The sequence below is a fragment of the Clostridium sp. YIM B02569 genome (genome assembly GCF_022320765.1).
GTDB lineage: Bacteria > Bacillota > Clostridia > Clostridiales > Clostridiaceae > Clostridium > Clostridium beijerinckii.
In genome coordinates, this window is the sequence record NZ_JAKJJX010000014.1 from 142,058 (window position 1) to 163,709 (window position 21,652).

20 protein-coding genes are annotated in these 21,652 nt (G+C 29.2%); 19 read left to right on the plus strand and 1 reads right to left on the minus strand.

Translation table 11 applies throughout. The features are described from left to right. The first annotated feature begins 141 nt into the window (after positions 1-141). The 17 genes from L3B96_RS14265 (at position 142) to L3B96_RS14340 (ending at position 19,422) form a co-directional block, all read left to right on the plus strand. The gene (locus tag L3B96_RS14265) at positions 142-1,521 is read left to right on the plus strand and encodes a sn-glycerol-1-phosphate dehydrogenase (protein ID WP_238861519.1); all 1,380 of its coding nucleotides are present in this window, start codon (positions 142-144) and stop codon (positions 1,519-1,521) included. Between the two features lie 172 nt (positions 1,522-1,693). After that, positions 1,694-2,509, plus strand: a complete 816-nt coding sequence (locus tag L3B96_RS14270) for an HAD-IIA family hydrolase (protein WP_238861508.1) — start codon at positions 1,694-1,696, stop codon at positions 2,507-2,509. Between the two features lie 135 nt (positions 2,510-2,644). Continuing rightward, positions 2,645-3,691, plus strand: a complete 1,047-nt coding sequence (locus L3B96_RS14275) for a glycerol-3-phosphate dehydrogenase (RefSeq protein WP_238861509.1) — start codon at positions 2,645-2,647, stop codon at positions 3,689-3,691. A gap of 538 nt (positions 3,692-4,229) precedes the next feature. After that, positions 4,230-5,672 carry an ATP-binding protein gene (locus tag L3B96_RS14280; protein ID WP_238861510.1) on the plus strand — a complete coding sequence of 481 codons (1,443 nt, stop codon included), beginning with the start codon at positions 4,230-4,232 and terminating at the stop codon, positions 5,670-5,672. A gap of 81 nt (positions 5,673-5,753) precedes the next feature. After that, the gene (locus L3B96_RS27280; protein ID WP_017211662.1) at positions 5,754-5,882 is read left to right on the plus strand and encodes a hypothetical protein; all 129 of its coding nucleotides are present in this window, start codon (positions 5,754-5,756) and stop codon (positions 5,880-5,882) included. 181 nt (positions 5,883-6,063) lie between these two features. After that, positions 6,064-7,116 (plus strand): galactose ABC transporter substrate-binding protein, encoded by a 1,053-nt coding sequence (locus L3B96_RS14285; protein WP_238861511.1) that lies wholly within the window; start codon positions 6,064-6,066, stop codon positions 7,114-7,116. 294 nt (positions 7,117-7,410) lie between these two features. Further along, positions 7,411-7,710 carry a hypothetical protein gene (locus L3B96_RS14290; protein ID WP_012058718.1) on the plus strand — a complete coding sequence of 100 codons (300 nt, stop codon included), beginning with the start codon at positions 7,411-7,413 and terminating at the stop codon, positions 7,708-7,710. Between the two features lie 378 nt (positions 7,711-8,088). After that, entirely contained in the window at positions 8,089-9,561 is a 1,473-nt protein-coding gene (locus L3B96_RS14295; protein ID WP_238861513.1) for a YdiU family protein, read from the plus strand. Positions 9,562-9,860: 299 nt separating this feature from the next. After that, the gene (locus tag L3B96_RS14300) at positions 9,861-10,283 is read left to right on the plus strand and encodes a 3D domain-containing protein (RefSeq protein ID WP_041897086.1); all 423 of its coding nucleotides are present in this window, start codon (positions 9,861-9,863) and stop codon (positions 10,281-10,283) included. A 564-nt stretch (positions 10,284-10,847) separates the two neighbouring features. Beyond that, positions 10,848-11,513, plus strand: coding sequence for an amino acid ABC transporter permease (locus tag L3B96_RS14305; protein WP_017211658.1), 666 nt, complete (start codon positions 10,848-10,850; stop codon positions 11,511-11,513). Beyond that, positions 11,494-12,171, plus strand: coding sequence for an amino acid ABC transporter permease (locus L3B96_RS14310; RefSeq protein ID WP_012058722.1), 678 nt, complete (start codon positions 11,494-11,496; stop codon positions 12,169-12,171). Before L3B96_RS14305 ends, L3B96_RS14310 begins: the two co-directional genes overlap by 20 nt. An 11-nt stretch (positions 12,172-12,182) precedes the next feature. After that, the gene (locus tag L3B96_RS14315) at positions 12,183-12,932 is read left to right on the plus strand and encodes an amino acid ABC transporter ATP-binding protein (protein ID WP_275297178.1); all 750 of its coding nucleotides are present in this window, start codon (positions 12,183-12,185) and stop codon (positions 12,930-12,932) included. 23 nt (positions 12,933-12,955) lie between these two features. Beyond that, positions 12,956-13,828, plus strand: a complete 873-nt coding sequence (locus tag L3B96_RS14320; protein WP_238861515.1) for a cysteine ABC transporter substrate-binding protein — start codon at positions 12,956-12,958, stop codon at positions 13,826-13,828. 444 nt (positions 13,829-14,272) lie between these two features. Beyond that, the gene (locus L3B96_RS14325; RefSeq protein ID WP_077839251.1) at positions 14,273-15,343 is read left to right on the plus strand and encodes an HD domain-containing phosphohydrolase; all 1,071 of its coding nucleotides are present in this window, start codon (positions 14,273-14,275) and stop codon (positions 15,341-15,343) included. Positions 15,344-15,358: 15 nt separating this feature from the next. Next, the gene (locus L3B96_RS14330) at positions 15,359-18,214 is read left to right on the plus strand and encodes a response regulator (protein WP_238861516.1); all 2,856 of its coding nucleotides are present in this window, start codon (positions 15,359-15,361) and stop codon (positions 18,212-18,214) included. A gap of 51 nt (positions 18,215-18,265) precedes the next feature. After that, positions 18,266-18,628 carry a response regulator gene (locus L3B96_RS14335; protein WP_012058727.1) on the plus strand — a complete coding sequence of 121 codons (363 nt, stop codon included), beginning with the start codon at positions 18,266-18,268 and terminating at the stop codon, positions 18,626-18,628. 431 nt (positions 18,629-19,059) lie between these two features. Then, positions 19,060-19,422 carry a TSUP family transporter gene (locus tag L3B96_RS14340; RefSeq protein WP_012058728.1) on the plus strand — a complete coding sequence of 121 codons (363 nt, stop codon included), beginning with the start codon at positions 19,060-19,062 and terminating at the stop codon, positions 19,420-19,422. A 405-nt stretch (positions 19,423-19,827) separates the two neighbouring features. On the opposite strand, the gene L3B96_RS14345 is transcribed toward L3B96_RS14340, so the two are convergent. Then, on the minus strand, positions 19,828-20,460 hold the full coding sequence (locus L3B96_RS14345) for an aldehyde dehydrogenase family protein (protein ID WP_012058729.1): 633 nt from the start codon (positions 20,458-20,460) through the stop codon (positions 19,828-19,830). A 444-nt stretch (positions 20,461-20,904) separates the two neighbouring features. On the opposite strand from L3B96_RS14345, the gene L3B96_RS14350 reads away from it, so the two are divergent. Continuing rightward, positions 20,905-21,309, plus strand: coding sequence for a hypothetical protein (locus L3B96_RS14350; RefSeq protein WP_238861517.1), 405 nt, complete (start codon positions 20,905-20,907; stop codon positions 21,307-21,309). Positions 21,310-21,449: 140 nt separating this feature from the next. Continuing rightward, on the plus strand, positions 21,450-21,581 hold the full coding sequence (locus L3B96_RS14355; protein WP_238861518.1) for a helix-turn-helix domain-containing protein: 132 nt from the start codon (positions 21,450-21,452) through the stop codon (positions 21,579-21,581). The last annotated feature ends 71 nt before the right edge of the window (positions 21,582-21,652 follow it).

Sequence of the window (21,652 nt, forward strand, 5' to 3'; positions counted from 1 at the left end):
CGTGCCACTGTTATCTCTCACTTTAATAGAAGATGGGAGTGTTACAGTGGCTAGACATCAGATAAGATTAAATAACCTAATTTGTTAAAGAGTGCTTATTAGTACTCTTTAATACCATTGGCTATTTACAAAGAAAGGATGATGGTTATAGTGGAAGTAACAAATTTAAAAGTAGAAGAACTTATTGGAATGGATTTTAAGTGTGAATGTGGAAAAAGGCACAGTGTAGAAATTAATTCTGTAAAAATAGGAAGTAATATAATAGAACGGCTTCCAGAATTCCTAAAAGAGTTTAGGAATAAAAAAATATTAATTATACAGGATGTCCACACATATGATATAGCAGGAAAAAGAGTTGAAGAAACATTAAATAATGATTTTTTATTAAAGAAATATGTGTTTCCACAGGAACACTTATTGCCTGATGTATATGCTCTTGGAAGAGTTTTAATAGAAATAGAAGATGATACAGAACTTATACTTGGTGTAGGCTCAGGCGTTATAAATGACATTTGCAGGTATGTCGCTTACAGAGCACATGTGCATTATGCCATAGTATGTACTGCACCATCTATGGATGGATATGCATCTGTAGTATCGCCTTTAATTACAGATGGATTCAAAGAATCTCATAAAGCAGCCTATGCTTATGGAATATATGCGGATATTGACATTATGAAGAATGCTCCAATGTATTTACTTTGTTCAGGACTTGGGGACGTATTAGGTAAATATACTGCTCTCGCAGACTGGTCAATTACAAACCTCTTAACAGGGGAGTATTATTGTAAGACTATTGCGGATATGGTTCAATCTACAGTAAATAAGTGTGTTGCTGCTGCACCAAGGATTCCAGAAAGGGATGATGAAGTAGTAAAAAATATAACAGATGCGCTAGTATTGTCGGGAATAACTATAGGAATGTCAGGTTCTTCAAGACCTGCATCAGGTTCTGAGCATCATATTGCTCATGGATGGGAAATAATGTTTCATACAAGAAATAGTGAAGAAAAATGGGTACATGGAAATTTTGTTGGAGTAGGTACAGTTGTAATGGCTATGTTATTTGAAGCATTAAAGGATATAGATATAGAAAGTGTTATGGCTAAGAAAAGCTTCAGATACTACGATATGAATAAATGGAGACAAAATATTGAAAGCGTATTTGGTAAAGTGGCAGTTAATGTAATTAACTATAAAAAGGATGCAATTGAATTGGATCCTGATAGGAGACAAGAAAATGCAGAAAAGATAGCAGCAAACTGGAAAGAAATTCTTGATATTGGACATACTCTAGTTCCAAGTTCTGAGAAAGTAAAGAAAATACTACAGGATGGTGGATGTGTATGGCATCCAGAAGAGATTGGAATAGATAAGAATTTATTTATTAAGACTTTTATTGCTGCAAAGGACATAAGAACAAGATATGGCGTTGTGCATTTAATCGATAATCTTGGATTAACAGATGAAATTGCTAATTTAATTGCTGATAAATTGTATAAGGCACAATCAAAAAAATAACAAATTCATCTGCCAAGCCTATTTTCCATCATGCTTCTTCAGCAGATTACCTAATAGACTTGCTATGAGACCAATCAAAAATAGGCTTGGCATTTTGGACTCGTTATTTTCTTTCATGTGCCTAAATCCAACAACATATAAGACAATTATATGTTTTAATGTGGAGGTAAAAATGAATGATTTAAAAGATATTAAATGTTTTCTATTAGATATGGACGGGACTTTCTATCTTGGAAATACAATTATTGATGGAGCTCTAGACTTTCTAGACATTTTAAAAAGTCAACAAAAGAAATTTATATTCTTAACAAATAACTCTTCGAAAAATAAATCAACTTATAAGCAAAAACTTTCAGCATTTGGCTGTTATGTTGATGAAGAACAGATTTACACATCTGGTGAAGCAACCATATGGTATATGAAGAAAAACTGCATAGGTAACAAGATATATCTCATGGGTACAGAACCACTTATGGCAGAATTTGAAAAGGCTGGCTTTATACTAGTTAAGGACAAAAATGACAAACCGGATTATGTAGTTCTTGGGTTTGACACTACACTAACTTATGAAAAAATATGGACAGCTTGTGATTATATAAGAGATGGAGTACCATTTATAGCTACTCATCCAGATTTCAATTGCCCAATTGAAAATAGCAAATATATGCCCGATACTGGCTCTATGATAAGAATGTTTGAATCATCCACAGGTATTTCTCCTGTGGTTATAGGGAAGCCATATGGATATATAGTAGAGGCTATTATTGAAAAGTATGGGCTTAAAAAAGAAGAAGTGGCAATTGTAGGAGATAGACTTTACACTGACATTAAAACTGGAGTGAATGCAGGAATAACTAGCGTTCTTGTATTAAGTGGTGAGACATCAGAAGCTATGTATAGAGAATCTGACATAACTGCAGATTATGTATTTTCATCAATTAAATATATTGGTGAAGAGCTGATGCAGTTTTATGAAAGCTTTATTTAAGACCTTGATGATTAGAAGAATTTTATCTAGTCATTGTATGTTAAAAAAGTATTGAAAATTCATGGAAAGTAATTGTATTCTATGAGTTTTGAAAAATTAAAAAGAAGTTAATATTCAAAATTAGGAGGCAATATTATGAGCATTATAACAATTATTGGAGCAGGTCAAATGGCATCTGCACTAACTTTTCCAGCAACCGAAAATAATAATAAGATAAGACTTGTGGGTACACCATTAGATAGAGAAATCATAAATACAGCAAAGGCTACAGGTTTTCATTCCACATTAAAACGCCAATTACCTGAAACAGGAATTGAATACTATCAAATTGAAGATGTAAATGAAGCAATAGATGGAGCAGAGCTTATTATTTGCGGAGTCAGCAGCTTTGGGGTGGACTGGTTTGCAGACAATATATTACCTATTATACCTGAAGAGATTCCTATTCTTTCAATAACAAAAGGAATGATTACTAGTAATGATGGCAAAATGATAAATTATCCTCACTACTTTTTAAGTAAACTTCCTTCTAATAAAAAACTATCTATTAGCGCTGTTGGCGGACCATGTACTAGTTATGAACTTGCAGATAAAGATAATTCTGAAGTTGTATTTTGTGGGGATGATATAAATTTACTTAGAAAGTTTAAGAGTTTATTTGAAACATCATACTATCATATTAGCTTATCTACAGATATTATAGGTGTTGAATGTGCAGTAGCGCTAAAGAATGCTTATGCTTTAGGTGTATCACTAGCTATTGGATTAGCTATTGGAGCTGATGGCTCTGGAAAAGAGCATTATAATTCTCAGGCTGCACTTTTTGGACAAAGCATAAAGGAAGCTAAACGCCTTTTGAAAATAGTGGGGGGAGGAGAAGAAAACATTATATATTTTGGCGGCGACTTATATGTAACTGTATTTGGTGGACGTACACGTAGAATAGGAACTTTATTAGGACAAGGATTTTCATTTAAGGAAGCTATGGAACAATTAAAAGGAGTTACATTAGAATCAGTAGTTATTGCTACTCGTGCTGCGAAGTATGTGCATTGTTTAGTAGAAAAAGGAGTAGTTAAACTTAGTGATTTTCCAATGATAACTCATATTGATGAGATTATAAATTCAGATGGCAAGGTTAATATTCCATGGAAAGCATTCGAGTCTGAAAAAATATTATAATTTATCATTAACTAGCTGAAAATTTGGAATGTAAAGTTTAATAACTTTAATTAAAATTTTAAAGTTAAATTACCATGATTAGAAAATGAGTATGTAGTAAATATTATTTGATATCATATTTTGAGTACAGTATTAGATTTGAATTTAGTGCTGTACTTTTTATAAGCTTCTTCAACAATATATGATATAATCTTTAAAGGATAAGTTGACCATTTTCCTATTTTTATAAAATTGTTATTCCAGTTAAAGAGAGTTAGTGTTATAATTACATAAGAAAATTGTGTAAAAAAGTGAATTAATATACATGTATGTATATTAATTTCTTTTTGTTTACTATATTTCATAGTAACTCATAAAATTTTATTTCGTTAAAATCAAAATGCCATTTAATTTAAGATAAGTTTCTATGTTAATAACACTAATACATATTTGATATTATTAATACATAAAGTTTTTTTAATTAGTAAAGTAGTTAGGAATCTTATTTTAATGAGTATATATTGAGTTACTGATTTTCTTTTTCAGGGGGTAGCAATATATGTTTCAACGCGAATGCGATCAAGAAGCAAGTTATATTATAGAATCAAAAAAGAAATGTCTTGAGTTAGGGTTGGACTCAAATAATCCTAAAATGCCTAAGAATATTATGTCTGAATTGGAATTAGGACAAAAAAGAGATGCCTATGACGAAATTCTAGAAGTTGTCAAATTTTTTAGTAATAAGATGATAAAATTATTAGAAGGCACGCCTGTATTGATAACAATTACAGATGAAGATGGATATTTGCTAGATGTTCTTGGAGATAAATCTATTAGGGAAACAATGTCTCAATTTGGAGTTAAGCCAGGTATACAATTTCGAGAAGAGGAAATGGGTACAAATGTAGTTAGTTTAACACTTAAGCAAAACCATCCAATACAACTAATAGGAAGCAATCACTATCATAAATGCTTTCAAGACAGTGCATGTTATGGAGTTCCATTTCATTATTCAGATGATGGTAATTTATTAGGAAGTATATGTATTATGACTGCGATTATACTTCATAATCCATTTTTTTTAATGACATTAACTACTGTAGTTGATGCAATAGAGCGTGAACTATTGCTAAGAAAGCAAAATCTAAAGATAACTGAACAAAAAGAATTATTATATGAATCAGAAAAGAGACAAAGAGAGTTTCTTGAAAAAGATTTAGCAATGAAGGATGAATTTATAACTTTAATCACACATGAATTTAAAACGCCAATAAATGTTATTTATTCAGCTATACAATTGATTGAACATGTGTATATTAGTGAAATTCCTGAATCAGTGAATAAACTTATTGGAAGCATAAAACGCAATACATTTAGACAATTGAGACTTGTGAATAATTTGTTAGATATTACAAAATTAAAATCGGATCAGTTTAAATTGAATTTGAAATATTTGGATATTGTGTTTTTAACAAGATTAATTACAGAATCAATAAAAGTTTATGCGGATCAAAAGAGAATTAACCTTTATTTTAAAACTAATATTAATAATAAAAATATTTCAATAGATGATGAAAAATACGAACGTATAATCTTAAATTTATTATCAAACGCTATAAAATTCACACCTGAAGGAGGCTCAATAACTGTTGAGCTTAAAGAAAATAGCAATGATAAAACAGTAGATATATCTGTAACTGACACGGGGGTTGGCATACCAAAAGAGAAACATAAGGTAATATTCCATAGATTTGGACAAGTTGAAAATAATCTTTCGAGGTTAGCAGAAGGTAGTGGTATTGGATTAGCTCTTGTAAAGATGTTAGTAATTATATTAGAAGGAGAAATAGAAGTTGAGAGTGAAGTCGGATGTGGAAGTAAGTTTACTATAACTTTACCTATTAAAGAGGAGATAGTTAATGAAGAAAGTAAAATATCACAAAGATATGATAACAGGTTAATAAATGCCATTAATGTTGAATTTTCTGATATATATTTCTAATAATATTTAGATAGTATTTCATTTTTGATCATGAATATAAAAATTAGAAAAGGTATAAACTAAAAAATGAGGTGAGAAAAAATGACAAACTATAAATTTATTACAAATAATAATGAAAATGATTCGTCAAATACCACAAATACATCTATGCCAGCAAAAAATAGGAAAAGACATAAACCTGTAAGAGGAATTCCTAGAACTGAAATGTAATAAATGGCAACTATAAGTTTGTAGAATGAAAAAAGTGCGGTACTAAAAATATGTTTTGGTACTGCACTTTTTAAGTTTATATAATTATAACCTAATTACTTTAAATTAAGAATATTTTTTATATTAAAACACATGATAAATTTAAATATTATAACTCGGCGAAAAAAATGGAGGATCTATAATGAGCATCTTAAAAAAAATAATAACATTTATAATTTCAGCTTTATTAATAATTACATCATTAGATACTTCAACAAAAAATGTATGTGCTATCCCTAATTTAAGTAGAAATACCCCTATTAAAATAGCAGTATTTTCGGATAACTCTAGCGCTATGTATATTTCTCTTCTTAAAGAAAATTTAGAACGTATTGAAAAAGAAAATGAAGACAAAGTCAAGTTTACGTTTTTTGATGCTAAAGACAATCAGGCTAAACAAAATGAAAGCATAGAGAAAGCTCTTTCGCAAGACTTTGATCTTTTTATTATAAGTATAATCTCTCCCAATTTAAAAGATGTAGAAAGTACTTTGCGCAAAATAATGGAAAAAGATATTCCTATAATTTTGAATCCTGATCCAGTACAAGAAATAATAAACTTTGTTAAACCATATAAACGTTTTGTTGTTGTCGGTGCTGATTTTGAACAATCAGGTACTATGGAAGGGAGTATTCTTGTTAATGAATGGAGATCCAATAAGCAGATAATAGATAAAAATCACGATGATGCATTGCAGTATATTATGCTAAAAGGTAGAATCGGAAGCCCTCTAACATCGTTAAGGACAAAATACTCAATTTTAGCGCTTAATGATGCTGGAATAAAAACAGAGGAACTTGCTTCTCCATCATGTGAATGGATGGAAGATTGTGCCAAAAGTGCTGTGGAGTCATTATTTCTTAAATATGGTGACAAAATTGAAGCAATAGTTTCAAATAATGATGCGATGGCAATAGGAGCGGTTGAAGCTTTGCAGAAATATGGATACAACAAAGGCGGTAAATCTAAAACAATTCCAGTTGTAGGTATTGACGGCATGCCAACTGCTAAAGATTTGATAAAAAAAGGTTTTATGTCGGGAACTGTTGTTGTAGAACCTAGCGATCTTGCTGAAGCTCTTTATTCTATCGGTATGAATTTGGCTTATGGTAAATCACCCCTTGAAAACACTAAATATAAATTTGATGAAACTGGATTTAGAGTTCATTTAAAGTATAATGAATTCATAAAGTAGTTGAAGTAATGAGAGTTTAATTAGCATTAAAATAATTAATAATGCGAAGTGCTTTGTGAAATCTAAACAATTCAAGATTTTTGCATTTTAAATGGAATTAATATTATTTAAATTTAGAATTGGTAAAATATTTTTATAAAAGAATTGCTTATAGAATTAGCTGCCTTGGTATATTGTGATTTAAATTTAGGAAATTAAAATTAAATTTTTATTTTAATAGAAGAATTTAATGAATAATTATCATATTCTAATATATAATAAACAATCTAGATAAGAAAAAGGGGTGCAGCTAAATTGACAAAAATATATGATGTTGTATTAAATGCTCCATTTGGTAGTCAGCAGGGCAGAATTACTTTTGTAATAAATGGTGAATCTTTAACAGGAGCAATTGATGGAATGGGATTTAAAAGCAAATTCAATAACGGAAGAATTCATGGAAACAATTTTGAATTTTCTGGAGAAATAAAAATTCTATTGGCCAAGTTAAAATATTCTGCTAAAGGTATTTTAAATGGTAATCTATTGTCAGCATCTGTTGATACAAAATATGGAACATTCTCTGTAACAGGAAGTCTTATATCTCAATCTTAATGTCAATTTAAACAAGATAAATATAAGAGATAATAAAAATATTTGAAATGCAAAATGATGAAAAATACGTTTAGATAATATAAATCTTTGTTAGACAGTAAATTTATTAAATTAGATTTACTGTCTATATTAATTATTAGGATAATTAGTAGAAGTTGAATTTATATTGAATAAATAGTATTCGGCAATTATTTGAAAAGTGAAAAGTATTATTGCTGTGATTATTTACAAGAGTATAATAATTGGACATAAGCAGATAATAAAAAGGGCTGTAATTATGTAAATATGATAGAAATTAAGAAAAATACTTTTGGTTATATATCGTTTTTAATTATAAAATAAAAGAAATAAAATACAAAAGAAGAAAGGAGAGATATAATGCAAGATATAAAAATAAAATCAGAAACTGGATGGAAATTAGATAATACTTATGCTGATTTGCCAAAAACACTTTTTAGCAAGCAAAATCCAACACCTGTAAAGGCGCCTAAATTAGTTATTCTTAATCAGCCGCTTGCAGAATCATTAGGGCTGAAGGCAGAATTTCTTCACGATAGTGACAATGTAGCAATCTTTGCTGGAAATAAAATAGAAGAAGGCAGTTTACCTATTGCACAAGCTTATGCAGGACATCAATTTGGCTATTTTAATATGTTAGGTGATGGCAGAGCTATATTACTTGGTGAACAAATTACGCCAAGTGGTGAAAAAATTGATATTCAGCTAAAGGGATCAGGCAGAACACCGTACTCTAGAGGTGGTGATGGAAGAGCAGCGCTTGGACCAATGTTGCGTGAATATATTATTAGTGAAGCAATGCAAGGTCTTGGAATTCCAACAACTCGGAGTCTAGCAGTAGTGACAACTGGAGAACCTGTAATTAGAGAAAACGTGCTCTCAGGTGCTATTCTAACTCGGGTAGCTTCAAGCCATATTAGAGTTGCTACCTTTCAGTATGCTGCAAAGTGGGGAACTATAGAGGAGCTCAAAGCTCTAGCTGATTATACTATTAAACGTCATTTTTCTGATATTGATAACTTAGAGAATCCTTATATTTTTTTACTCCAAGAAGTTATTAAACGGCAAGCTTCATTGATATCAAAATGGCAATTAGTCGGTTTTATTCATGGAGTTATGAATACTGACAACATGGCTATTAGTGGAGAGACTATAGATTATGGACCTTGTGCCTTTATGGATACATATGATCTGGAAACAGTATTTAGTTCTATTGATAGAGAAGGAAGATATTCATATGGAAATCAACCACCTATAGCTGAATGGAATTTAGCTAGATTTGCTGAAACTTTGTTGCCATTACTTCATAACAATCATGAAAAATCAGTAGAAATTGCACAAAATGAACTTTCAAAGTTTGCGGATTTATATCACGATAATTGGCTTAGAGGAATGATATCAAAACTCGGAATATTCAATAAAGAATCACAAGATGAAGCTCTTATTGAAAATTTGCTAAGTATTATGTATAAATATAAGGCAGATTATACTAATACATTTAGTGCTTTAACTTTAGATAAGTATTCTGATATGGAGTTATTTAAGTCTAAAGAATTTGATAAATGGCATGAATTATGGAATGCAAGATTAAATAGACAGAAGGAATCTAAAGAGTCTTCAAATATGTTGATGAAAAATTCAAATCCTTATGTGATACCACGTAATTATAGAGTTGAGGAAGCATTGGCGGCTGCTGAAGAAGGCGATTATACTGTTATGAATAAACTATTACATGTTTTATCTAATCCTTATGCATATTCAGATAATCAATCTGAATATGAAAAATTGCCTCAAAAATCTTGCGGCTCGTATCGAACTTATTGTGGAACTTAATTTTAAATAATAATATTAATAAATTTTTAATAAAATAAAAAATACCTAAAAAAGGGCGAGACATAATATAGCCCTTTTTTCATTTTGTGAAATATACATAAATCATTGGGCTTATGTATTTAAGATAATAAAAATATTAGAATTATTATGTAAAACTAAAACTAATTTTAATAAAAAATCATATAAAAAATTTAAAAAGTAATAAAAAAGACATAAAATTTATACGTTTACACTTAACAACTAATGAAATTTATGGTATAATAAAAAACGTATTCTGGAAATTGAAAAGGAGAGATTTGATGTCAAAAAGTTATCAATGGATAAAAGTTGCAAAAAAATCAATCGTTTTTTCTGTAGCTTTGAGTATTTATTTAGGTATTGGAACTGCTTTTTCAGCTAATTTAGCTAAAGCAGCTACGACACAAAATAAAGATATAATCTGCTCAACAACAGCGTACACAGCGGAGTCAGGAAGTGTGACAGCAAGCGGAAAAATAGCAAAGAGAAATGCAAGTGGGATAAGTACAGTAGCGGTGGATCCAAGCGTAATTCCTTTTGGAACATATTTATATATAGAAGGTTATGGATATGCAATAGCTGCAGATAGTGGAAGTGCTATAAAAGGCAATTCTATTGATGTTTATTTTGATAGCGATAGTGAATGTGATAATTGGGGTAGGAAAACTGTTAAGGTTACGGTATTTGGAAAATCCGACAATTAAAGAGAAATGAAAATGTTTAACTAATCTAAATAAGTGTTAAAATAATTGATAATCGCAATTCTAATAATTAAATCCAAGAAGTAACTAATTCAGATTGAGTTAGACAAGCTTGTTTAGAGATCAGTAATACTTAAATTTATAAAGAGAATATTCAATTATTATAATATCTAAAAGGAAGTGTTTCTAAATATAGGGACACTTTTTTTATTGTCTAGGAAAGTATAGAATTTTTTGATTTTGAGAGCCAGTGATACCAATGGTTATAAGGATATTGACCTGTAAAAAATGGTATAAAGAAAGAGCGTGGCGCAGCCACTTTTGTTCTTTGAAAAGAGGAAAATTAATATAGTACTATTGATAAAATATCAATAATATCTTAATTATTTTGAAGATATATCAATAAAATGTTCTTTATAAAGATAAAAAATAAAAATAATGCACTTTATATTAACTAATTAATAATATAAAGTAATAAGATTGACAAACTAGTAAATAGTTGTTAGTATAAAAGTATTCCTACAAGAATTGTATGAATTAAAAAAAGAATTAAAAGGTGATAATTAAATGAATATTGACTGGAATTTCGTAGTGACCAATTTGCCTTTGTATGAGAAAGCTGCATGGCTCACATTAAAGTTAGCTATTGTAGGAATACTTTTATCATTGGTAATAGGATTACTATGCGGAATAATATTATACTTTAAAGTAAGAGTTTTGGATAAAATCGTACAAGCTTATATTGAGCTTTCGAGAAATACTCCACTACTTGTACAGATATTTTTTCTGTATTTTGGTTTGCCTAAATTAGGATTTAAAATGGGCGAAGCTACTTGTGCTATAATTGGTTTAGCATTTCTTGGTGGTAGCTATATGGCTGAAGCTTTTAGAAGCGGAGTTGAAGCTGTAAGTAAAACACAAATTGAATCTGGCATAAGTATTGGTCTTTCAAATGGTCAACTTATTAGATATGTCATAATTCCACAAGCTTTTTCAGTAAGTATGCCTTCAATAAGTGCAAATTGCATATTTTTATTGAAAGAAACTTCTGTGCTTGGAGCTATATCAATAATGGATCTCACAAATTTAACAAAAGATTTAATAGGAATGTACTATAGAACTTTTGAATCATTATCATTGCTAGTTTTGATTTATCTTATCATGATTCTACCTTTATCATTTCTAATGTCTTGGATAGAAAGGAAGGTTCGATATGCAGAATTCGGCAATTAGTGTTATTTTTCAAGAAAACAATATTAAGCGTTTATTTGAAGGTCTGTTTGTAACAGCAGAAATTGCTTTTATATCTATTATTATAGGATCTATACTAGGAATACTTATAGGTCTGAGTAGGACTACAAAATCGAAGGCGATACTTTTTATTAACAGAGTTTACCTAGAAGCTTTTAGAATAATACCAACGTTGGTTTGGTTATTTGTATTCTACTTTGGAGTTACTACAGCATTAAATATAAACCTTAGTGGAGAAGTTGTTTCTGTTATTGTATTCAGTCTTTGGGGCGCAGCAGAAATGGGAGATATAGTAAGAGGATCTCTTCAATCATTACCAAAACATCAGATTGAATCTGGGAAGGCTTTAGGTTTAAATTATTATCAAATATATAGATATGTACTTATGCCTCAAGCTATAAGAAGAATGATACCTGGAACCATCAATTTAGCGACAAGAATGATTAAAACTACTTCGCTTGTAGTTTTAATAGGTGTTATAGATGTAGTTAAGATGGGTCAGCAGATTATTGAAAGTTCAAGATTTCAATTTCCTACTGCTTCTTTCTGGATTTATGGTTTTATATTCTTCTTGTACTTTATAATATGTTATCCACTATCAAAAATATCGAAAAGACTAGAATCAAAGTGGAATAATTAGGAGGAACATACATGGATAAGAATAATAATCCTGTCTTGCTTGAAATACAGGATGTTCACAAAAAATACGATGAAAAAGAAATATTAAAAGGTATTGACTTAAGTCTTCATAAAGGAGAAGTATTAGTTATTTTAGGACCTTCAGGCTGCGGAAAAAGTACTTTTTTGAGATGTCTCAATGGACTAGAAAAAATTCAAGGTGGAGATATTAAATTTAAGGAACAAAGTTTTACAGATAAAAATGCCGATTGGCAAAAGATTCACGAGAAAATAGGAATGGTTTTTCAAAACTATGAATTATTTCCTCATATGACAGTTATTGAAAACATACTTTTAGGTCCTTTAAAGGTTCAGAAAAGAGAGAAATCTGAGGCACTTGCTCAAGCAGAACAACTTTTAAATAAGGTTGGATTACTTGACAGGAAAGATTCATATCCACGTCAACTTTCAGGGGGCCAAAAGCAAAGAATAGCTATAGTTAGGGCATTATGTATGAATCCAGAAATAATACTTTTTGATGAAGTAACAGCATCTCTTGACCCAGAAATGGTAAGGGAAGTACTAGATGTTATATTAGGATTAGCTAAGCAAGGCATGACTATGGTAATTGTGACACATGAAATGGGATTTGCTCAATCGGTGGCAGATAGGATAATATTTATGGATGAGGGTAAAATATGTGAAGAATCGGATCCAAACGAATTCTTTACTAATCCAAAGACAGAACGTGCTAAGCACTTTCTAAATATATTTCAATTTTAATTATTAATAAGGGGATGACAAATATGAAAAGCGTAAAAAAAATAGTAGCAGCTTTACTTTTAAGTACAGTAGTAGTTGGAAGTTTTGTTGGCTGTGGTAATTCGGCACAAACTAATAATGGTGATTCCAATAAAGCATCATCTAGTTCTTTAGAAGATATAAAGAAACGTGGAACTATAAAGATTGGTGTGTTTAGTGATAAAGCTCCATTTGGATATGTTGACTCAGAAGGAAAAAACCAAGGATTTGATGTATATGTTGCAAAGAGATTTGCTAAAGATTTACTTGGAGATGAGTCAAAAGTTGAATTTGTTTTAGTTGATGCAGCAAGTAGAGTTTCTTATTTAGAATCTAAAAAAGTTGATATAATTATGGCTAACTTTACTGTTACTGATGAGAGAAAAGAAAAAGTTGATTTTGCAAATCCTTATATGAAAGTATCACTTGGTGTGGTTTCACCAGATGGCGCTAAAATTACTTCAGAAGATCAACTTAAAGGCAAAAAGGTTATTGTAGCTAAGGGAACAACTGCTGAAACTTATATGACTAAAAATCATCCGGATGTTGAACTAGTAAAATATGAACAATATTCAGAAATATTCCAAGCATTAAAAGATAAACGTGGTGACGCTATATTAAGTGATAACACAGAAGTTATTGCATGGGCTAAAGACAATCCTGGATTCTCTGTTGGTATACCATCACTTGGAAGTACAGATACCATTGCTCCAGCTGTTACTAAAGGTAATACAGAACTTAGAGATTGGATTAATACTGAACTTGAAAACTTAGGTAAAGAGAACTTTGTTCACAAAGCTTATGATGAAACATTAAAATCAGTGTATGGTGCTGAATTTGAAGATAGCCTTGTAGTTGAAGGCGGAAAAATACAATAAGATTTTTTAAAGGATGAGGATGCAATGCAATCTTCATCCTTTATTTTTATACACTCGAATTATGCACTGTAATCAATGTTTAAGAAGTATTATGCTCAGCTAGTATTTTAAAGCGCTTAATTAAAGTTTTATAAGAAAGTTATGGTTTGTAAAGAGAATAAAAAAGAAGATACATTCGCCTGGGATTTTGTTCTTGTTTTGAGGATCTGAATATACGAGTACGAAGTTTGTATTCATGGGCATTAAATCGATTAATATCGATATTTTTTAGGTAGTCAAATGTGTAAGATTATGCTAATATTTAAATATGAATACCTATTTGGGAAAGTTTTTTCTTTTAAGTATAGTTAATAAAAATCCAAATAGATTTTAGTATGAATTTGCTTTCTTTAGAAGTTGTGTTGTAAGCAAACTTATATTTAATTATTTCATTCGGAGGTGTATATGAGAGTTGTTAGTGTTTCCAGCCTAAAGGGAGATGAAATACTAGGAAAACAGATTTTTGATGAATCTGGTAGAATTTTACTTAGCGTTGGAGTTAGGCTGAAACCTTATTATATCGAAAAAATTAAAGAACTTGGTATTTATTCGGTATATATTGATGATGATATATCAAAAAATCTTGATATTGAAGAAAGTATTTCTGATAAGACACGGCAAATGAGCAAACATGCAGTAAAAAAAATGATAGATGGATATTGCCGTGAAGGAAAAACTGATAATAACAGCGTTATGAATTCTGTAAACTCAGTTATTGAAGATATACTATCAAATAAAGATGTTTTAATAAATGTTGCAGAAATAAGTGCTAGTGATAATAATATATATTCTCATTCTGTAAATGTATGCGTATTAGCTACAATAATAGGGACTCATATGGGATACAGCATGTCTAAATTGAAAGATATAGCTGCAGGTGCACTTTTGCATGATATTGGTAAAATAAGAATTATGAACGATAAAAAAATTTCGTCTGAATTTAAAGATAAAAATGAATTCAATAGATATATGGAATTAATGCATCCTAAGATCGGGTATGATTTTCTAGGGGATCAGCATGTTTGGAATGCATATGTTAAAGTTGCTGTTTTAATGCATCATGAAAGAAATGATGGAAGTGGATATCCTTTGCAGCTAAAAGGAGATGAAATAAATCAATTGGCGAAAATTGTATCAATTTGTGATACGTTTGACAATATGATATCCGGTAGAGAAGAAAATGAACGAAAAACTGTGTATGAAGCAATTGAATATCTAATAGGTATGAGTAATATTTATTTTGATGAAGAAATAGTGAGAAAATTTACTATGAATATAGCAGCTTTTCCTACAGGAAGTGGTGTTATCCTAAATTCAAATGAAAAGGGATTAGTTGTAAAACAAAATAACTCAATGCCAATGCGCCCTGTAGTAAAGGTGCTGTATGATGAAACAGGAAGTTTACTATCTGAGCCTTATGAAGTCGATCTACTGAAAGAATTAACACTTTTTATTACAAAGACTAGTGAAATTTAATTTTAGGAGGATAATATGAAGAATCAAAACAATGATGAAATAAATATCTATTCTAATGATTTCCTAAAATTAATGAATAGTATTCATGTGAGATTTTTAGAGGTGAATTCTATAAACTATAATGAGCTATTAAGAAAATCATTAGAGGAAATTGGAGAATTTTTTGATTTAGATAGAATATATATATATCATTTTTCTAAAGACCCTACTTTTATGAAAATAGAATGTCAATGGAATAAAAAGTTTATAAAACCAAAAAGGGAAATTATAGAGGATGAAGTAGTTTACGCTTTTCCATGGCTAATTCGTCAAATTAAAAGTAAAGATTTTATTGCTTTAAATAATATAACTGAATTTCCGGTTGAAGCAACATTTGAATTAGAAGCTTTTAATACAGAGGGAATAAAATCGTCTCTTATACTTCCATTAAAAGATAAAAACAAATTAATAGGTTTTATAGGATTTGAAACCTTATCGGAATCAATAATATGGCAATCGGAACAGATAAAAATATTAAATAATATTTCAAAGTTTTTAGAATTCATAAAAGCTAGGATTACAAAATTAAAAGAATACGAATCGCTTCTTAATGGTCAGACTATTTTACTTGATAATGCTGCATCACAGATTTGGGCACTAAGCAATGTTACTTCATATGCTACTGTTAATGAGGCTCATGCAGAATTTTTTGGTAAGAAAAAGAGCGATTTAGAATATAAGGACCTATATGACATATTTGATATTAATACTGCAAATAAGTTGTCTGAAAATAATTGGGAATTATTTAGGAATGATGAGCCAGCAGAGAAAGAGCTTAAAATTAAGAATTGGAAAGGCGAGGAAAGGCTTCTTCAGGTTAAAAGTAAACCTATTAAAGATGAATCAGGTAGCATTAAATATCTTGTTTGTACAGCACAGGATATTACGGAACAAAGAATTGCAGAAGCTGAATTATATAAAGCAAAAGTAGAGGCTGAATCTGCAAATATAGCAAAGAGTCAGTTTCTTGCAAATATGTCACATGAAATAAGAACTCCAATGAATGGAATATTTGGATTTTTAGAATTATTGGAATCGTCAAATCTCTCATTGGAACAAAGAGAATTTGTACGCGAAGCAAAATCTGCTTCAGATATTTTATTAAATATTATTAATGATATATTGGACTTTTCAAAAATTGAGGCTAAAAAATTAGTACTAGAAAACATAAGCTTTAATTTGAGAACTGTTATAGAAGATGCTGTTTCACTTTTTGTTCCTAAAACTTTGGAAAAAGGAATTCAGCTTTATACAATAATTGATCCAACTATTCCAGATGAGGTTATAGGTGATCCGTCTAGACTTAAGCAAATATTAAATAATCTTTTGAGCAATGGTGTCAAATTTACTGATGCGGGTGAAATTGCACTTAAGGTTGACTATTTTGAGGAAGAAAATGATATCGCACTTCTTACATTTGAAGTGAGGGATACCGGAATTGGAATTAGTGGGAAGGATATACAAAAACTTTTTAAATCTTTTAACCAAGCAGATGCGTCTACAACGAGAAAATATGGAGGAACTGGACTTGGACTTTCTATATGCCGAGAACTGGTTAATATGATGGATGGTGAAATAACTGTTGATAGTGTATTGGATAAAGGATCTACTTTTAGATTTTGTGTAAGATTAAAAATATCTAAAAGGGCTTCTGAACATATCTCTATTTTCGAAAAGGTTAATGACGTGAATATTTTGATTGTTGACAATGATGAAAATAGTAGAAAGATTACAAGTTCTTACCTGAAAGGAACTGGATTACATATAATTGAGGTTGATGGTGCTGGTGAAGCAATTTCAACAATTATTTCTAATAATGATACAAAAAATAAAATAAGTATTGTAATCATTGAGTGCGAGATACCAGGAATGAATTGTTATGAACTTGCACGAACGTTAAAAAATATACCAATAGCCAAAAATATCAAGTTAATACTGTTAATGTCGAGGTATAAAGGAGACTTTAAGGCAGCAATGGAGTATGGCTTTTCGTCTTATTTGACCAAGCCACTAAAAAGAGATGATTTACTTGACTGTATTGCTGTAAATTTAGGCTTGAAGAAAGAAGATGAAGAACATTTTGAAGACTCGAATAAAAATGTAGTTAAAAACATTTATAATTTATCAGAAATTAGAATTTTACTGGCAGAAGATAATGAAGTTAACAGAAAAATTTTTATAAGCATGCTTAAATCTCGTGGTATTACTTGCGATGTGGCATTAGATGGTAAAGAGGCATTAAGAAAAGTATCGGAAGAAGATTATGATATTGTATTCATGGATTGTCAGATGCCAGTAATGGATGGATATGAAGCTACTGCTGAAATAAGAAGAATTGAAGAAAATAGAAAGCACACAAAGATTGTTGCAGTAACTGCTAATGCAATGGAAGGTGATTCGGAAAAGTGTATTAAATCTGGAATGGATAATTACATTACTAAACCTATTAATTTTGGTATTGTATTTAAGATGATTGAAGAAAGTATTATAAATAAAAAACATAATACTATAGACTATTCAAGAATAATAGATAACTATATTAATGAATTTTCTAGAGATACCGGTCTTGATATAGAAGATGCATTAGAAATATTTGAAGACTACATAAGGTGTTTACCTGATTTGTTAAATGGAATTAATGATGCCATTAATACTAAGGACTTAAAGAAACTAGCAAAGTTTGCTCATGAGTTAAAAGGTTCATCTGGAACACTAAGAATAAATTCTGTTCACGAATTAGCTAAAATGCTTGATAAAAAAGCTTTAGAAGAAAAGTTAGATGAATGTAATGAGATTTTTGGACAAATAAAAGATTTGTTTTATAAAATATAATTTAATAATAGCAGTCAAATTCTGAAAAATGAGGATGAAGGAGTTTTTAATATGAAGAAGATTTTGATAGTTGATGATTCATCGTATATGCGAATGTTTATACGAAAAATTATTCAAAAAAGGGGAACTTATATGATCTTAGAAGCATCAGGTAAAGATGATGCAATAGAAACATATAAGATTGAAAGTCCTGATATTATAATTTTAGATTTAAATATGTCTGAAGTTAGAAAAGATGGCATTGATGTTTTAAGCCAAATAATGAGTATTGATCCTGAAGCAGTAGTAATTATTATATCTGCAGTAGGATATGATGATGTCAAAGATGAATGCTTAGCCTTAGGAGCTAAGAGTTATATAAAGAAGCCATTTGATACTCAAACTTTAATAAAAACACTAGAAGAATACAAATAAAATTTTAATACAAAAATAGAAAAATCGTTATTTATACTGAAAAGATATATATGATTAGTAGATTAGTTGAGATTAAAGAATGCAGTTATTGATAGAAAATGTATTCTTTAATTTTTTATTAATAAGGAATAAATTTAGGTGTTTATAAACAACCTAACATTATATAATTAAATAATTCTAAAAAGTGAATTGGGAATCTTATTTTATTATAATCAATAGAATATGTGTTGTAATAATAAATGTACATTTAAAGATATGGTAAGCTAAGTATTTAACTAATATTAGCATATAGAAAATCGATTGCAATATACTATTATAAATAGCTATAAATTAATTTATTAAAAGTAAATATATTCTATGAAATGACAATGAATAAATGTTATTTTAAAATTAAAGTAAGAATTTATTTGATATTATTGGAGGATGATGTGATGTTAGATATTATAATTTACATAGCAATAGGGGCCGCAGCAGGTATTTTAAGTGGTTTGTTTGGAATTGGTGGTGGAATAATTATAATTCCTGCATTGATGTATTTAAAAGGATTTTCGCAGCTCACAGCTCAGGGGACATCTCTTGTTGCAATGCTTCCACCTGTTGGCTTACTTGCATTCATGGAATATTATAAGAAAGGTAATACAAATATAACTGCTGGTATAATTATTTGTGTTACTATGCTAATTAGTGCAAAATTTGGAGGCCAGCTTGCTAATATTCTTCCAGCAAGTATAATGAAAAAAGCTTTTGGAATATTTATTATTTTGGTTGGAATAAAAACTTTTATAGGTAAATAATGAAAAATAGTTAATTAGTAAAAAATAATAGTCTATATTATTAAAATAACCATTAATTTATTATAAGTTAGTGGTTATTTTTTATATGTTAATAATTTAATTGCTGTATTTTCAATTATAAATAGTCTAAAAACATAGTGCTTAACTTAAGCAAAATATTAACGATTGATCAGGTATCTCTGCATATTGGTGCAGTTTTGATATATTAGATGATAAATTAAGAAAAATAAAAAAGCCCCAATTGGGGGTGCTTTAATTAAACAAAATGAGTGAAAATACAATGGATGTGATAAATATTTAAATGAATGTGGTTTGGAATATATACCATCATATAGTCACTCAAAGCTATAGATCGAATTAAATTTATTTAAGTGTATGCCTTTCAACAATTTAAATACCATCTAACTAAAGAGCTATTTTTCTAGTATCTTGATTATCTATTGCAGAAATAAGAGTTATTCTTTCGTGTGAAATCAAGATATCAGTGCTTTCAACGCTAGGTTTTTTTACTGTTACTACAAGATTTCTTGGGCCACCTACTGCCTCTATAGCTCTATTTATAAGTTTAATAGTATAAGAAAATACTTCTTTTACATCTTCATTTGATGAAAATACAACTGCATGTCCAGCTTTAAGCATTAGAATGCTGTTTCTAATTATTGTTTCGATAGGATTAGATGCTTCAACAATAACGCCATTTACAGTATAAGAATTATCACCGTTAATTATAGAGAACCTAGATTCAAGATAGTTATCATTTAAACATTTATCTAATGCATTAGTATTATTGTAAAGAATATTACTGTAGGAGCTAGCACCATTCTCTTTACAAGTCATTAAGCTAACTTCTTCTAAGTGCAATTCTAATTCTTTAATTACTGAATCTACTATTTCATTCTTTTTTTGTTCACTGTATTGCTTATATTTTTCACAAGCAACATGAGCTAATTTAATGGCATCCTCCATGGTGTCAAAAACTCCACAATCTCCTTGTCTATCGATTATAACTGCATATTGAATTGGTTTTTTTACTATCATAGTATTTATCCCCCTTATATTTATAGATTTTAATTTTTTACTATGATTTCTACTAACATAGAAGTAGAAGAAGTTAAATAATTAACGTTAATTATTTAACAATAAGATTTAAAAAAATATAGATATTTATATTACTATCTTATTAAGTATTATAACAATATGTTACTAATTATTCAAGTGGTTGTTGTGAATTTTCTGAATTTTATTTTATATTGTTAAAAAACTAGCTAATTATAAGTTCGATTTGAAGAATATGTATAAATTATCATAATAAAAAATAATTATTTAACAATCTTAAAAGTATATATAGATACATAATATAGTTTGTTTTTTTATAGATATTTATTTATATAACATAAGTAATCAATATTTCTACTAAGTAATAATTGACAAAAACATCAAACAATATACAATTATCTTATTAGGATATAGGGGGAATTATAAATGAAAAAAATAGTTAGTAGATTAATATTTGGTTTCGTATTATTTTCAATAATTGGATATAGCGGCATTCCAGAGAAGGTGAAAAATGAATATATTAATAGTAATAAGTATGCAGGAATACATATAAAAGAAATAAAAGAGAGATCAGTTCTAAATAATTCAGGAGAAGAAATAGGAAAAAGAGGAGAAGTTACATATAATCCTGATAAAATGACAGATGAAGCTTTGATAAATTTTTATAATGATAAGATTAAGAACACTGGGTATAACTATTATACTTTAATAAATGAAAAAGATAAAACTCAGGGTATTGTTTCAATTGCATGTGTAAATGTATTAACATATTCAGAAATAGATGACAATGGATATATAGTAAAAGCAAATAAAAATTTTGAAGTCAAATAGGATTATATAAATTATAACTTTTGACTTCATATATAAGTTAATTAAAAGAAGGCACTAAAATGATCTCTAAGACTTGAAGTGCACCCCAAATGTTAGACATATGATATAATCATATTTAATATTTGGAGGTGCATTTTTTCATGTGGAGGAAATATTCAGTAGAATTTAAAATGGAAGTAATAGAAGTATGGAAAGAACATAAACTTACAATGGCTGAGATTATGAGTAAATATAAAATTTCAGATCAAACCGTACAAAGATGGGTTAAATAATACGACTGTCAAGGAATAGATGGATTAGTAACAAAAATAACAAAGATGAATTACACTGGTGAATTTAAACA

Coding starts and splice junctions, on each gene's coding strand:
- L3B96_RS14345 (WP_012058729.1), bottom strand. CDS start 20,460: ATGATAGTAAAAAAACCAATTCAATATGCAGTTATAATCGATAGACAA.
- L3B96_RS14335 (WP_012058727.1), top strand. CDS start 18,266: ATGAAGAAGATTTTGATAGTTGATGATTCATCGTATATGCGAATGTTT.
- L3B96_RS14310 (WP_012058722.1), top strand. CDS start 11,494: ATGCAGAATTCGGCAATTAGTGTTATTTTTCAAGAAAACAATATTAAG.
- L3B96_RS14320 (WP_238861515.1), top strand. CDS start 12,956: ATGAAAAGCGTAAAAAAAATAGTAGCAGCTTTACTTTTAAGTACAGTA.
- L3B96_RS14285 (WP_238861511.1), top strand. CDS start 6,064: ATGAGCATCTTAAAAAAAATAATAACATTTATAATTTCAGCTTTATTA.
- L3B96_RS14270 (WP_238861508.1), top strand. CDS start 1,694: ATGAATGATTTAAAAGATATTAAATGTTTTCTATTAGATATGGACGGG.
- L3B96_RS14350 (WP_238861517.1), top strand. CDS start 20,905: ATGAAAAAAATAGTTAGTAGATTAATATTTGGTTTCGTATTATTTTCA.
- L3B96_RS14305 (WP_017211658.1), top strand. CDS start 10,848: ATGAATATTGACTGGAATTTCGTAGTGACCAATTTGCCTTTGTATGAG.
- L3B96_RS14355 (WP_238861518.1), top strand. CDS start 21,450: ATGTGGAGGAAATATTCAGTAGAATTTAAAATGGAAGTAATAGAAGTA.
- L3B96_RS14280 (WP_238861510.1), top strand. CDS start 4,230: ATGTTTCAACGCGAATGCGATCAAGAAGCAAGTTATATTATAGAATCA.
- L3B96_RS14275 (WP_238861509.1), top strand. CDS start 2,645: ATGAGCATTATAACAATTATTGGAGCAGGTCAAATGGCATCTGCACTA.
- L3B96_RS14330 (WP_238861516.1), top strand. CDS start 15,359: ATGAAGAATCAAAACAATGATGAAATAAATATCTATTCTAATGATTTC.
- L3B96_RS14315 (WP_275297178.1), top strand. CDS start 12,183: ATGGATAAGAATAATAATCCTGTCTTGCTTGAAATACAGGATGTTCAC.
- L3B96_RS14325 (WP_077839251.1), top strand. CDS start 14,273: ATGAGAGTTGTTAGTGTTTCCAGCCTAAAGGGAGATGAAATACTAGGA.
- L3B96_RS14265 (WP_238861519.1), top strand. CDS start 142: ATGGTTATAGTGGAAGTAACAAATTTAAAAGTAGAAGAACTTATTGGA.
- L3B96_RS14340 (WP_012058728.1), top strand. CDS start 19,060: ATGTTAGATATTATAATTTACATAGCAATAGGGGCCGCAGCAGGTATT.
- L3B96_RS27280 (WP_017211662.1), top strand. CDS start 5,754: ATGACAAACTATAAATTTATTACAAATAATAATGAAAATGATTCGTCA.
- L3B96_RS14300 (WP_041897086.1), top strand. CDS start 9,861: ATGTCAAAAAGTTATCAATGGATAAAAGTTGCAAAAAAATCAATCGTT.
- L3B96_RS14295 (WP_238861513.1), top strand. CDS start 8,089: ATGCAAGATATAAAAATAAAATCAGAAACTGGATGGAAATTAGATAAT.